General features: G+C 59.7%; 12 protein-coding genes. 9 read left to right on the top strand and 3 right to left on the bottom strand.

The features are described from left to right. Window positions 1–329 precede the first annotated feature (329 nt). Window positions 330–1,922 (top strand): ABC transporter substrate-binding protein, encoded by a 1,593-nt coding sequence (locus ACFT1A_RS26180; protein WP_378449360.1) that lies wholly within the window; start codon window positions 330–332, stop codon window positions 1,920–1,922. Window positions 1,923–1,932: 10 nt separating this feature from the next. Beyond that, window positions 1,933–4,287: a molybdopterin-dependent oxidoreductase gene (locus ACFT1A_RS26175; protein WP_378449359.1), complete on the top strand. Its 2,355-nt coding sequence runs from the start codon at window positions 1,933–1,935 to the stop codon at window positions 4,285–4,287. Window positions 4,288–4,653: 366 nt separating this feature from the next. On the opposite strand, the gene ACFT1A_RS26170 is transcribed toward ACFT1A_RS26175, so the two are convergent. After that, window positions 4,654–5,436 (bottom strand): response regulator transcription factor, encoded by a 783-nt coding sequence (locus ACFT1A_RS26170; RefSeq protein ID WP_378449358.1) that lies wholly within the window; start codon window positions 5,434–5,436, stop codon window positions 4,654–4,656. 264 nt (window positions 5,437–5,700) lie between these two features. Then, window positions 5,701–6,912, bottom strand: coding sequence for an MFS transporter (locus ACFT1A_RS26165; protein ID WP_378449357.1), 1,212 nt, complete (start codon window positions 6,910–6,912; stop codon window positions 5,701–5,703). Window positions 6,913–6,962: 50 nt separating this feature from the next. Between ACFT1A_RS26165 and ACFT1A_RS26160 the strand changes: the two genes are divergently transcribed. Then, window positions 6,963–7,451: a MerR family transcriptional regulator gene (locus ACFT1A_RS26160; protein ID WP_378449356.1), complete on the top strand. Its 489-nt coding sequence runs from the start codon at window positions 6,963–6,965 to the stop codon at window positions 7,449–7,451. Here ACFT1A_RS26160 and ACFT1A_RS26155 read toward each other — a convergent pair. Further along, on the bottom strand, window positions 7,412–8,182 hold the full coding sequence (locus tag ACFT1A_RS26155) for a hypothetical protein (RefSeq protein ID WP_378449355.1): 771 nt from the start codon (window positions 8,180–8,182) through the stop codon (window positions 7,412–7,414). The genes ACFT1A_RS26160 and ACFT1A_RS26155 overlap by 40 nt on opposite strands. A gap of 269 nt (window positions 8,183–8,451) precedes the next feature. Here ACFT1A_RS26155 and ACFT1A_RS26150 point away from each other — a divergent pair, with 269 nt between their 5' ends. The 6 genes from ACFT1A_RS26150 to ACFT1A_RS26125 all read left to right on the top strand — a co-directional run bounded on the left by ACFT1A_RS26150 (window position 8,452) and on the right by ACFT1A_RS26125 (window position 13,137). Beyond that, window positions 8,452–9,609 (top strand): hypothetical protein, encoded by a 1,158-nt coding sequence (locus ACFT1A_RS26150; RefSeq protein WP_378449354.1) that lies wholly within the window; start codon window positions 8,452–8,454, stop codon window positions 9,607–9,609. A gap of 67 nt (window positions 9,610–9,676) precedes the next feature. After that, window positions 9,677–9,862 (top strand): hypothetical protein, encoded by a 186-nt coding sequence (locus ACFT1A_RS26145; RefSeq protein ID WP_378449353.1) that lies wholly within the window; start codon window positions 9,677–9,679, stop codon window positions 9,860–9,862. Continuing rightward, complete coding sequence (locus ACFT1A_RS26140; RefSeq protein ID WP_378449352.1) at window positions 9,862–10,707, top strand: RimK family alpha-L-glutamate ligase; 846 nt, start codon at window positions 9,862–9,864, stop codon at window positions 10,705–10,707. The genes ACFT1A_RS26145 and ACFT1A_RS26140 overlap by 1 nt, the downstream gene beginning before the upstream one ends. Next, window positions 10,704–11,759 (top strand): N-acetyl-gamma-glutamyl-phosphate reductase, encoded by a 1,056-nt coding sequence (gene argC, locus ACFT1A_RS26135; protein WP_378449351.1) that lies wholly within the window; start codon window positions 10,704–10,706, stop codon window positions 11,757–11,759. The genes ACFT1A_RS26140 and argC overlap by 4 nt, the downstream gene beginning before the upstream one ends. Next, a complete protein-coding gene (locus tag ACFT1A_RS26130; protein ID WP_378449350.1) occupies window positions 11,756–12,574 on the top strand; it encodes a hypothetical protein in 819 nt (272 codons plus the stop codon). The genes argC and ACFT1A_RS26130 overlap by 4 nt, the downstream gene beginning before the upstream one ends. Continuing rightward, window positions 12,571–13,137 carry a type 1 glutamine amidotransferase gene (locus tag ACFT1A_RS26125; protein WP_378449349.1) on the top strand — a complete coding sequence of 189 codons (567 nt, stop codon included), beginning with the start codon at window positions 12,571–12,573 and terminating at the stop codon, window positions 13,135–13,137. Before ACFT1A_RS26130 ends, ACFT1A_RS26125 begins: the two co-directional genes overlap by 4 nt. Window positions 13,138–13,168: the final 31 nt, after the last annotated feature.

Below are 13,168 nucleotides of genomic sequence, written 5' to 3'. Positions count from 1 at the left end.
GTCGTAGTTTCGGCGACTCAACAACGGGTGCGCTAGTACTTAAGTTCCACAGAAAACGTTCGACGTCTCCCATCAGGTTCACGCTCAGGACTATCCGAAATCTTCATCCAACGCGCAAAATCGCGGCCCTCCGCTGGAATTGCCCTCTCATCACGAATGATCACGCCGAAGCAACGTCGGCGAGGCACTTCCTCAAAGATTAAGACGGGATCCTGCTTCGAACGAGAGTTTGAATCAGCGTTCGTGGAAGTCGACGTAATCCGAAGGATTACAAGTACTTTGACAATCGTTGAACGACAACCAGTTACGAAGACAGAACAGGGATACCCATGAAACGAGGATTGTCGATCCTCGCGATCGTAGCCACCACTGCCGCCATCGCAAGTTGCAGTTCCACCCCCGATGCTGCCGGGGCCGTCGGCGAGCCGCAGACCGGCGGCCATCTCACGGTCGGCATCATCGCACCATGTGGGTTGGACAAGGCACAGACGTCTGGCTGCACTTTCACAAATGTCGAAATCGTCGACAATCTCACCGAGCAACTCCCGGACACCGGCGAAGTAGTGCCATGGTTGGCAAAATCCTGGGAAATCTCCGAAGACGGGACCTCGTACGTCTTCCATCTCTTGGATGGCGTGACATTCAGCAACGGAGAAACATTGGATGCCGCAGCCGTGAAGCTGAACTTCGACAACATCGTCGAACTCGGCAAGCAAGGCCGGGCTTTCCAGTCGTCTGCCTACCTACTGGGATATCAGGGATCGACCGTCATCGACCCCCATACGGTCCAGGTGAAATTCGACCAACCCAAAGCTGGTTTTCTGCAAGCCCTTTCAGAGAAACCTTTGGGCATCATCGCCCCCGAGACCATCACTACGAAAACACCGGAGGAGCGGCTCGCCCACGGAGTGATCGGCAGCGGCCCCTTCGTGATCAGCAATGTCGTACAGGACCAGAAGATCGAGGTGAAGCGGCGCGACGATTACCAGTGGTCGTCGCCGAAGAACGCTCACCAGGGGCCTGCGTATCTCGACGGAATCACTTTCCAAATCCTGCCCGAGAACGCAGTTCGCACCGGCGCCCTTCTCAGCGACCAGATTCAGGTTGCCACCACCGTCCCGGCGAATGACTCCGAGAACCTCTCCGGGCAAGGTTTCGACATCGCCTCGCGCTCGTCCGCGGGGGTCGTCTACACCTACTACGCCAACGTGAAAGACGGGGTGCTCCGCGACGAATCGGTCCGCCGTGCAATCCAATCCGGGCTCGACCGAAACGAGATCCACGACACGATCTTCGACCGATATCAGAAGGTCCCAACCAGCATCTTGTCGTCGACTCATCCGAACTTCACGGACTTGAGTGCCAATCTTGCCTACGATCCGGACCGAGCGAGGGAGATCCTCGACAGAGCTGGATGGGAGCCAGGACCCGGCAGCATACGAGAGAAGGACGGCCAGAAGCTATCCGTCAGTATCCAATTCAGCGCCTCTAGCGACAAGCCACTCCACGAACTTGCACAGCAGGAACTGAAGAAGATCGGTATCGAGCTTCGTATCGACCAGGTAACCGCCGCCGAATTAATCACCAACCGTAGTTCTGGGAGCTGGCAACTGCAGTACGGAAATCTCACGAGACCTGACCCCGACGTTCTGGTGTCATCCTTCGGTCCTGGATTCAGTCTGTACTTCACCGAGGACTACGACCCCGAACTGCAAAGTCTGCTGGCCGCGCAGAGCACTGAACTCGATCCGAGCAAGCGCAACGAACAGACCGCCGAAATACAGCGGATCATCGTCGAGAAGGGGTACGCGTTCCCCACCACCGAAGGCAGCCAGACACAAGCGGCCGGACCGAAGGTGCACGGGCTTGCCTTCCAAGCACCGTGGTGGCCGTCCTACGTGGATGCATGGATCGAGCAGTAGTGAACTCGAAATGACTGAGACTGATTCGCCCGCAATCACCGAAGTTCCCACCGCCGGCCACTTCGGTACATATCTTGCGCGGTCCGATGGCAACCAGATCTTCGGACTGCGCCCCAACCCGATCGACGGCGATCCGTCTTCGATCGGGTTGGGGGTGCCGTCCACACTCGCCGCGCCGTCGCGCCTGACAAGACCGCTGGTTCGCCGGAGCTACCTCCGACACGGGCCCGGAGATACACGGCGCGGTCTCGCCGCGCGCGGAAACGACCCATACGTACCAGTCAGCTGGGACACTGCTACCGAACTGGTTGCCAACGAAATTTCAAGGGTACGTGCCGAATACGGGAACGTCGCGATCTTCGGCGGCTCCTACGGATGGGGGTCTGCCGGACGATTCCACCACCCGCAATCGCAGATCCATCGCTTTCTCAATCTCGCCGGCGGATACACCGCGTCGGTGGAGTCCTACTCATCCGCCGCGATGCAGGTCATTCTCCGTCGAGTCGCCGGAGGATACGCAGGGGTCCTCGCATCGAATCCAACATGGGAAGAAGTGGCGCGGCATCGCAGTCTCGTTGTCGCCTTCGGCGGAATGGCGGCGCACAACAGCTCCGTGAACGGCGGAGGAATAGGTGTCCATCGCAATCTCGAGGACCAGTTGACCGCCCGCCGCGCGGGAGCAGAATTCATATTGATCTCTCCCGCCTCGGGCGACGCGCACCCGGGGCTCGAGGCAGAATGGCTTCCCTTGATCCCCGGCAGCGACGTAGCAGTCATGATGGCCCTGGCGTACGAGCTGGTTGTCTCCGGCAATCATGACCGGGAATTCCTCGATGCTCACACCGCGGGATGGCCTCAGTTCGAGGCGTACTTGCTCGGACACAGCGACGGCATACCCAAGACCCCGAAGTGGGCGGGGAGAATCTCAGGCATCGCGGCAACAACCATCGCCGACCTGGCGCGAAAGATCGTCGGCCGGAGAACGGTTTTCACCACTTCGTACTCGTTGCAACGAGCAGATCACGGCGAGCAAGCGCCCTGGATGGCACTGACGCTGGCCGCACTGACAGGAAATCTCGGGCTTCCCGGCGGCGGTTTCGGATGCGCGTTGGGCGCACTGCACCAAGTCGGAGTACCACAGAACGGATTCAAGCCCGCGTCCTTCGATCAGGGTGTTCGGCCGATCGACTCGTTTATCCCCGTTGCTCGAATCACCGACATGCTCGAGAAGCCGGGCGGCACGTTCGACTACGACGGTGGGAGGTACACATTTCCCGACACGAGGCTGATCTACTGGGCCGGAGGCAATCCGTTTCACCACCACCAAGATCTCAACCGACTCGTTCATGCGTGGCAGTCACCCGAGACGATCGTCGTTCACGAACACTTCGCCAATGCACTTGCACGACATGCAGATATAGTCCTACCTGCAGCGACCTGGCTGGAACGAAACGATTTTGCCGCCGGCGCCGACGACCACATATCCGCGATCGTCAAGGCTGCAGAACCGCCACCCGGCGTGCGCACCGACTACGAAATCTTCAGCGCAATAGCGAGGCGACTCGGGTTCGATGGAGAGTTCACCGAAAACCGCACCGCGGACGAATGGGTCCAAGAGCTGTATCGAAGGACTCGGAAGCGCTCCGCAGAGTCGGGTTTCCCGATCCCCGACTGGGACGAATTATGCCGCCGCGGAGTCATTCCAGCGCCGTCGATTCCAACGCCTCCAGGGCCTCTGCGTCTCCTGCGGGAGAGTCCCGAGGCGAACCCGCTCGCGACGCCGTCTGGCCTGGTCGAGATCTTTTCCGAGACGATCGATTCCTTCGGATACGATGATTGCCGCGGACACCCGACATGGTTCGAACCTCGTGAATGGCTGGGATCAACGGCGCAACGCGACTATCCGTTCCATCTTCTGTCCGGCCAACCGGAGAGACGCCTGCACTCGCAGTTCGACAACGGATCGCATTCACGCGCAGGAAAGATCCGCGAGCGAGAACCTATCCAAATCAATACAACGGACGCGGTCGAGCGCGGTATCGCCGACGGCGACATTGTTCGCGTGTACAACGAGCGAGGTCAGGTTCTCGCGGGCGCACAGTTGACGGAAACACTTCGCCGGTCTGTCGTTCGGCTGTCGACCGGGGCATGGTACGACCCGATCGCTCCCGGAGGCCTCGATGTCCACGGGAACCCGAATGTTCTGACAGCCGATCGAGGGACGTCGCGGCTCGCGCAGGGACCCAGTGCTCACAGTGCCCTCGTTCAAATCGAAAAGTACAACGAACCCCTGCCACCGATTCGGGTCTTCGAGTCGATGTGCGAAATCGAGAACGGAGCAGAAAACCCGATGTCGAGTAAATGATCGAAGGTCTCGTACCACCCACGCGGTTGATCTGTGGACACACTTCGGTTCCCACCACGACTAAGCGGTCCCTACGCGGGTGTTATCCGAGTGCCCGATGCGAAGGATTGCGCACAGCGGGGTTTTACGAGACACACGAGTGCCTCTAGTGACCACACGCGTCCAGCGCACGTTGCCCACCTCCGGGGCTACCCAGCCGCGCCGGAAGAGTCACTCTGGAATGCAAACCATCCTCGGCACGTGGGTCTTCGGTGACGAGCAGGCACCAATCAGAACAACGGTCTTGCTGCATGACCATCCGGAATCACTTGGGCTGGAACGAATTTCGGCCATATCACAAGAAGGCTACCGTATTATGCGGACCGCTCAGGCAGGGAAGCTCATACTCGGCCGTGAGTCCGGCGCACCCATCCGGTATCCGACGCCGCGAACCGACAGTACCCACGAGCGGGAGCCTAGTTTCGCCCGGATACTGCTGACGTGGGTATCGATAGTTCGCGATTCCCCGTGCCACTGAGTGCCCCATACGTCACGCATGATCTGTTCTCGGGTTGCCACTGAGGGGGCCCTTTCGATCAACAGAGCCAGCAGTCGATACTCCGTGTCGGTGACGTCGACGTCCTGCCCGTCGCATATCACTTCTCGTGTTCCACGGTGCAACGTCAGGCCGAAGTATTCGACCAGATCATCTGACGGCTCGGCGACTGCCTGCGCGTATCCCCGCCGCCGTGCGAACGCGTCGACACGCGCCGAAATCTCATAGAAGCTGCATGAGTCGGCCACACAGTCGTCAGCTCCTGCTTGAAGAGCAAGAACACGATCCAACTCGTCATCTGTTGTTGCCATGGCTACGATCGGGATGTTCGATCGTAGCCTCACGACTCGACAAAACTCGTATGGATCCATGTCTCGCAGATTCAGTTTCAACAGCATCAAGTCCGCGAAGGCAAGACTTTCGAAGGCTGCCCGGGCCGATCCGACCAGTTCTACTCGATGGCCCGCACGACGGAGTGTGCATTCATTGTCAACGACGGCCTCAGCGTCGACAGAGAGAATTGCCAAACGTGTACTGGCAAAGTCTATTCCGGCATTTCTTCCCTGGTCGCCACTTCGTTTCTCCGTCCCCCAGCCCGCACTCGGAACAACCATGAACCCCACCGATCGTTCAATAACGCTTCGGGCACTCGACAATTCACCTCGGGCATGGACAACGGTCGACGTCTGCCGAAAGAAGGGTGAACCAGAACTCGATGCTAGTGGCGCTGTGGACTCTCCACAATGGCAATACCTGGGCGGGTCGTACCTCTTGCTCTCGTTACCCTGGTGAGAAATTCGAATCATCCCGAACAAAACCCCAGACAGTCATGCCGGTGGATGGAAGTGGTGGGCCGGCATGACCGCGGAGAAACGAACTCAATTCGATTGCGATGCGCCATTCTGAGCGGGGAATGCGTAACGTCGAGCGCCGAAAACGATGATCAGTGAGGCGATGGCCAAAATTGCGCCCACCACAGGCAACGATCGTGCACCCCAAGTACTCAAAGCTACCCCTCCGGCCAGCCCACCTGCGGCCATTGCCCCGTTCCAGAGGGTGACCAGCATTGCTTGCGCTGCGTCGGCGCTGGCAGGTGAGTCGACGGCACCTGCCTTGGCAGCCGCCGTTTGCAGAACCGTCGGCGTACCTCCCCAACCCAACCCCCATGCGAGCGCGCCAATCCACACGAAGAGCGCCGGCAGCGAATCACCGCCGATCAGAATGATGAACGCAACGCTGATCAGTGCGGCACAAGCCAGAGATACCACCCGTAGCCGACTGTCGATATAGCGTCCGACTGCCCAAATACTCAGCAGGCATGCAACTCCGAAGGCCAGCAGTACGCCGTCGACGCTGTCGCCCAGCCCAGCCCAAGCGACATACTCGGCGATGTAGGCGTAGAGCACGGTGTGCCCGAGCACCAACACCAGCGTGACCAGCAGAACTGGCGACACACCCGGCACGCGAAGTGCTCCGATCATGGGTGGCCTTGATCCACGCTGAGTTTCGCCCGGATAGTCAGGCACACCCACCAGGATCCACACGGTCACCGCTACCGCCAACCCGGTGATGATCCCGAATGCGATGCGCCAGTCGAGAACCTGGCCGATGAATGTGCCTGCCGGTACGCCGAGCGCCAAAGCAATCGGTATTCCTACCATCGCGACGGCGATGGCGCGGCCTTCCTGTCCTGGGGCAAGACGGCGCGCGTATCCAGCCAGAAGGGCCCAAGCCAAACCGGCGGCTACGCCGGCGAGGAATCGAGCGGCGAGGCTGACCAAGTAGACGTCTGTGACAGCGGTAACGGTGTTCGCTACCGCGAACCCTGCCATGGCGAGCACCAATGTTGTTCGGCGGCTCCACGTCGCGGTCAACGCGGTTAGGGGTATTGCTGTGAGGAAGGTTCCGAGTGCATAAACGGTGACGGTTTGGCCTGCGGCGGAGGGACTTACACCGAGATCTCGGGCCAAAGCTGGCAACACACCTGCAGGAAGTGTCTCGGTCAGGCTCGTGATGAACGTCGCCGTTGCCAAGGCGAGCAGCGGAAGGATGGGTAATTTCGTTCTGGTCGGTGTCGTTGTTGAAGTCACCACGCTATGGTGAAACCCTCTCATTAGTGTGAGTGTCAAGGGGGACGTACATGCGTATCGGACAACTAGCCGAAGAAACCGGGACATCACGCCGGCTACTGCGCTATTACGAAGAGCAGCAACTGATTTTGCCTCACCGTGAGCGAAACGGGTATCGCGACTACGATCCGCGCAACGTAGATCGTGTGCTGCAAATACGCAGCTTGCTCGACGCGGGTTTGCCGACCCGCATCATCAAGCAAATTCTGCCGTGCTTGGACAAGCCTCGCACGATTCACTTTCGAGATGCGACCCCCGAGATGCTTGAACTACTCGAGCATGAGCGCGACAAACTGGACCGGCGGATTGATTGCCTCGCTCGAAATCGCGACGCCATGACCGAGTACCTTGACGACATTCGCCGCCTGCAGGGGTGCTCGACAGATGCGAGCGAGATGGGCGAAGAAGAGACGACTCACTCCCTTCGACCGAAGGTAGAAGCGGCGATGTTGTCACCGGGTCACAATCCTGCAGCAGTGCCGACCCTGTCGACGGCCTGACGCTCCAACCGCGCGATCAACGGATGCCCCCCTCTCACACTGGGCTGATTAGCGAATCGTAGAGCCCACCAGGCAGAGGCGAGATTCGAGCTGAGGACGATGCGTTCGTTGCCCTCAGCTGCGATCTCGGTCATCGCCGACAGCGTTCCCATACCGGTGCCGGTGAAGAGTAGAGGAATGCTTTTCGGCATCGGCGCCTTCCGAACTTCGCCGATAAGCGCATCGGTCGTGACCTGATATGGGTCGTACAGACCCTCAGGAGTTGCCGGCACAGACACGACGCCTTCGACTCTCAACCCCGCCTGTGACCAGAAACCGGCGGACGTCTCGGTGAGCCAAGGCTCGTAGGGAGAGACCAACGCAAGAGAAGACACACCCAGTCGTTCAAGAGCCCACAAGATGGCTTGCGTGCACGATTGAACGGGATACCCTGCACGCTCCGACATCTCGTCACACACCGCTCGATCCCCACCCGGACGCAGAAGATAGTGCGAAGCGCTGCACGCGACGACGGCGGCTTCCAATCGCAAATTACCGAAAGAAGCAAGCACGTCGGGTAATACACGGTTGTAGATATTCAGCATCTCACGCAGCCTCACATCGGGAGTGACGGGAAAGCGCGTCGCATAGACACCGAATCGATCGCCGAGCAAAGCGTTGAATTCCGGTTCAGCAGTAGGATTCTCGGGCGGTACGAGAAGGCCCAATCGTGTTGATGTCAGAAGATTCATAGGCTCAGATTACGACTGCGGCACACCAACGGCGACACTCTGAACACAATCCTCGAGAACACCGCAAATCACTACAAATCCCTGGCTCGCTTGACGTTTCTTCACAATTGTCGTTCCAATCCTGACGATTCAAAGGTTGTTGCATTCGTGAGATTCCGACATGCTCCTTTCAGCACATCTCAACGCCGTCCGAAAACGAGAAGCAAACTTCGTTATCCAGCAAGGACTTTGATCGACTACCAGAGAAGCCGACGAACACGAGGCGAAGCATGGCCGACATCGAACACCGCACAACACCGAGAGCGTCACCAAATATCTCCGATGCAACTCTTCGGGACTCCGCACACATGGCTGGTATCGAGTTCCGCCCGGAAGATGCCGCAAGAATCGCCGACCTCCTGGTCAAGACAGGCGTGAGCCTCGTAGAAGTGGGCATGATCTCGGGAACCGGATCCAAGGACGAGGACCTCATCGTCGCCACCCACGAGACGATCACACCTCAGCGAAGCATGACACTCGTCGTGGTGCGTGACCGCAAACAGGTTTCAACGGCACTCGACGAGGCCCAACGACTCGGTGTGCACCACGTCATGTACTCCATCCCGACATCACCAGAACACGCACAACTCAAGCTCGGTTCAGCCAGCGACAAATTTCTGCAGACCCTTCTACGGTCCGCAGTCACACAAGCTAAAGACCGCGGACTTCACGTCACGTTCAGCGGCGAGGATGGCGCTCGAACAACCCCCGGACGTCTTATCCCCTACGTCACAGCAGGTTTCGAAGCGGGCGCCGACCGTTTCAGACTCGCCGAGACCGTCGCGAACCTGTCCCCCTGGCAAATGGAATCGACCATCCGCAACCTCGCCGCGATCGACGGTTCGGAGATCGAGATTCACTCGCACAACATGCTCGGCCTCGCAGTCGCAAACTCACTGGCTGCGATTCGTGCTGGAGCACAATGGATATCAACCACGGTGGCGGGCATCGGTGAACGCGGCGGCAATGCCCCACTGGCGGAGGTGCTCACTTCATTACGGATCCTGCACGGCGACCATCGATTCAACCTCAGCCACCTGACCGAGCTGACCTCGGTGACTCTGGACGCTGCCGACCTCACGGCATTCCAGTCGGGCCCGACCACAGAACATGCATTCGCCTACGAACTACTGGGACAGCTTGTCCATCCCCAAGCCTACGAGACCCTTCCCCCCGAAAGCGTCGGCAATACAAGAGAACTCCGAGTACGCAGCCGCATCTCGACGGGACTTGTCAGCTGGGCCCTCGACGATTCGGGTGTCACTGTCGACATCGATGCATTCACTCGATGGTTGATCGAACGCCAAAGCGACAAGCGAGCGGCACTACTCGACCGAGACTCCATTCGCAAAGCCGCAGTGGACTTCTCGTCAGAGCAGACGGGGTGAACCCACCCCACCACCAAAAGTGCGCCACACCCACCAACCCTCCCACTGCATATGAATGGAGTCCCTCATGACGAATGCAACTATCGGCGCCACCTGCCCGGAATGCGAAACCGACCTCACCCTGCCACCGATCGTCGCAGGTGAGACCCTCGTCTGCCCCGAATGCATGCTCACACTCCGGGTCGAGGGCGTAACAAACGGTCACCCGACGTTGGAGATGGTCGAGGTCCAACTCCGCGACTGGGGTCAGTGATGCCCGACATCGCGATCGTCGCCGACCGATTGGGGTGGGAGGAACGCAGCCTGATCGAGCGAGGCGCATCGTTCGGCTTCCGCGTGAGCTGGGTGAATGATGAAGACCTCTGCCTGGGGCATCCCGGCAACCCAGCCCTCGCAAAGTTCGACATAGCGCTCATACGTAGCCGCAGCTACACCCGGGGAGGGCTGATCGCGAGCCTGGCAGAGGCGAACGGAACCCGGGTCTTGAACACATCGCACGCGATCCATACTTGTGAGAACAAAGCTGCACTCCGCGCTTTGCTCGACCGAGCGAAGGTTCCGGTCCTGGATTACCGACTTGTACTGTCCCGCAAAGATTTCACCAAGGCAGTGGACGAACTGCAAGTGCCGGTCGTACTCAAGCCGGTCTTCGGCGGAATGGGTAAGCGGGTGACTTTGATCCGTCACGCGGATTCCGCGCAGTCGGTCTACGACTACGTGGAAGACCTTGGTCATGCGTTCGAGCAAGCGTGCCTTGTCGAACCCTACCTCGGAGGTACTTCGGTGCGCTGCCTCGTGGTCGGCAGGGATCTCGTCGGCGTTGCCGAATTCGCAAGCGCAGGTAAGGACTGGAGGTCCAACGCAGCACTCGGCAACGAAAATCGTGCCCTCGACCATGATCCTGAACTCGTGAAGATCGTCGACAGCGTCGTTTCCGAACTCGGTGAAGGAATTTACGGCGTAGATCTGTTCCGAACCCAGAACGGCTACGTAGTCAACGAAGTCAACCATGCCCCCGCGTTTCGAGCGGTCGCTACGGCGACCGGCACGGATGTCCCCTCGACGATACTCGGTTACTTACAGGAGCTCCTCCAATGATTCGTGCCGGAATAGTCGGCGCCTCGGGGATCGCCGGTGGCGAACTCGCACGGCTGATCCTCGAGCACCCCGACTTCGAATTGTCGTTTCTCGGCGGATCGGCCTCCGCAGGAAAACGTCTCGCCGAACTACACCCAGGCCTGCGTGTGGACGCGGGAGTTGCCGTGCAACAGATTACCGATGACATCGTTGGCAGCGTCGATGTTCTCTTCCTCGCAACACCCGCTCCCGTGTCAGCTGAACTCGCAGCCCGATACGGAGATCGCATACCGGTGATCGTCGACCTGAGCGGTGCATTCCGTATCTCGAGCCCGGAGATCCACACCCGGTGGTACCCCAAGGTCACACGGAATCCCGAACTCACTGCTCGCTTCGTATACGGGGTACCAGAACTGGTGCGAGAACGTCTCACCGATGCATCACTGATATCTCTACCCGGATGCTACGCAACGGCTCTCACGCTAGGGCTCGCACCACTCGTACTCGGCCTGGGCCTCGAACTACGCACCGTCGTCGTCGACGGCAAGAGCGGATCGAGCGGCGGCGGCCTCCAGTACGGGGCCTCACACCTGCACCCGTACCGCAGCGGTGCGATCACACCGTACGCACCAACCGGTCACCGTCACGCTGCAGAGGTCGGAGAATTCCTCAAGCGAAACGGCGGGGGAACCATCAATTCCCTCACCATGTCAGCCTACGGCGTCTCACACGTACGAGGCCTCCTCACCAGTACCTACGCCTTCACTGACACGGCGATCGATCAACGCGAACTCCAACGCGCCTATCTACGCTTCTACAAAGGCGAACAGTTCGTCCGCGTCCGGCGGCATGACGAAACATTGATACCCATGCCAGACCCCCAGGCAGTTCTCGGATCAAACTATTGCGACGTAACCGTGTTGGTAGACGACGACGGCGACCGCATCATCGTCCTATCCGCCCTCGACAATCTGATCAAAGGCGCTGCAGGACAAGCCGTGCAGGCCGCCAATATCAGATTCGCACTTCCGGAAGGCACCGGCCTGAAGGCCATGCCGCTGGTGCCGGCATGACCGACACAGCCAACAAGGCACGCCCCGTCGTGATCAAGCTCGGTGGCAGTTGCCTCGCGAACCTGGCAGAAGAATGGTGGGGCGACCTCGCAGATCTGGCACACGATCGTCCTGCAGTCCTCGTGCACGGCTGGTCAAAACAACTCCGCTCCCACGACCCAAGGCACCGGTCCGAATCAGCGATCCTGCGAGACCGATACGGCAATCAAAGCCGATGGACCACCGACGAGGTAATCCACGACATCAAAACCGTCAGTACCGAAGTCGCCGCTGGAGTCCGCGACCGCCTGGGCCGACGCGGAGTGAACGTGAGCCGAGCACTCGGCAGTGACGGACTGGTACACGCCGGCGAAGCCGAACGCTGGTGGTGGCGAGGAAAGGAACTCGTCGAACTGGACAACCGAGTCGGACCAATCGAACGAGTCGACATCTCCCCTCTCCGCGACGTGCGCCCAGGCCACGTCTACCTGGTAACCCCACTCGCACGCAACACCCGAGGCATCGAAGTCAACACCGACGCAGACCGCGCCGCAGCCGCAGTCGCTGCCGCTATCGGCGCCAGCGATCTCATTCTCGTGACCGACGTCGCTCACCTCCTCATCGACGGACGAGCTGTCCACCACATCACCAGAACGGCCGCAGCCAACTTCCGCGACAAGGGGGCAACGGGCGGAATGCGCAAAAAACTACGCGCCGCCACCGAAGCACTCGACCAGGGAGTCGATCGTGTAACTCTCGGAAGCGCAACAGTTTCGGACCTACTGCACGCACGAACCGGAACCACCATCGTCGCGAACACGGAGGTGAACGCATGAGTAAGCCCCGCGTGCTCGTCGTCGACAACGGAACTCTGTCACTCAAGCAACTTCGCGCGAAACTCGAAGAGCTAGGGTCAGAGACGGTCGCCGTCGACGCGACCTCTGTGCCGCGACACCTCGACCGAGAATTTCAAGCAGTCGTCCTCAGCGGCACCAAAGTACGAGCATACGAGCGCGACCACTACCGACGGCTGGTAGACCTCGTCACCACCGGCACCGACGTTCCCGTGCTCGGCATCTGCGGTGGAATGCAATTACTCGCCGTCGCGGCAGGCGCGCGCTTGGCCGAAGGACCACAGCGAGTAGGGGGCTACACGGTCTCAGTCGATCCCGACGAACCGCTCTTCTCCTATGTCGACGCCACCGTCACTGTCTTCCACCGCCACACCTTGTATCTCGAGGAAGCACCCCCCGGATTTCGGTCGATCGGTCACTCCGAACACGCCCCAGTCGAGTTCCTCCGATCAGAAGACGGGCGCATCTTCGGGTCTCAAGCGCATCTGGAATTCCGAACAGACGGCACGAACATCCTGCGGGGATTTTCGCAGATCTATCAATGACAACACCCATCAGCAAACGAAGCCGAGGTCG

Origin of the sequence: Rhodococcus sp. NPDC057135, assembly GCF_042670865.1 — a bacterium.
Classification (GTDB): Bacteria; Actinomycetota; Actinomycetes; order Mycobacteriales; family Mycobacteriaceae; genus Rhodococcus_F.
Note: the sequence above shows the minus strand (reverse complement) of the source record. Positions and strands in the feature narration are given on the sequence as shown.

Excerpts from the sequence above, each read along its gene's own strand:
- ACFT1A_RS26180 (WP_378449360.1), top strand. The coding sequence starts at position 330 with ATGAAACGAGGATTGTCGATCCTCGCGATCGTAGCCACCACTGCCGCC.
- ACFT1A_RS26175 (WP_378449359.1), top strand. The coding sequence starts at position 1,933 with ATGACTGAGACTGATTCGCCCGCAATCACCGAAGTTCCCACCGCCGGC.
- ACFT1A_RS26170 (WP_378449358.1), bottom strand. The coding sequence starts at position 5,436 with ATGGTTGTTCCGAGTGCGGGCTGGGGGACGGAGAAACGAAGTGGCGAC.
- ACFT1A_RS26160 (WP_378449356.1), top strand. The coding sequence starts at position 6,963 with ATGCGTATCGGACAACTAGCCGAAGAAACCGGGACATCACGCCGGCTA.
- ACFT1A_RS26155 (WP_378449355.1), bottom strand. The coding sequence starts at position 8,182 with ATGAATCTTCTGACATCAACACGATTGGGCCTTCTCGTACCGCCCGAG.
- ACFT1A_RS26150 (WP_378449354.1), top strand. The coding sequence starts at position 8,452 with ATGGCCGACATCGAACACCGCACAACACCGAGAGCGTCACCAAATATC.
- ACFT1A_RS26145 (WP_378449353.1), top strand. The coding sequence starts at position 9,677 with ATGACGAATGCAACTATCGGCGCCACCTGCCCGGAATGCGAAACCGAC.
- ACFT1A_RS26140 (WP_378449352.1), top strand. The coding sequence starts at position 9,862 with ATGCCCGACATCGCGATCGTCGCCGACCGATTGGGGTGGGAGGAACGC.
- argC (WP_378449351.1), top strand. The coding sequence starts at position 10,704 with ATGATTCGTGCCGGAATAGTCGGCGCCTCGGGGATCGCCGGTGGCGAA.
- ACFT1A_RS26130 (WP_378449350.1), top strand. The coding sequence starts at position 11,756 with ATGACCGACACAGCCAACAAGGCACGCCCCGTCGTGATCAAGCTCGGT.
- ACFT1A_RS26125 (WP_378449349.1), top strand. The coding sequence starts at position 12,571 with ATGAGTAAGCCCCGCGTGCTCGTCGTCGACAACGGAACTCTGTCACTC.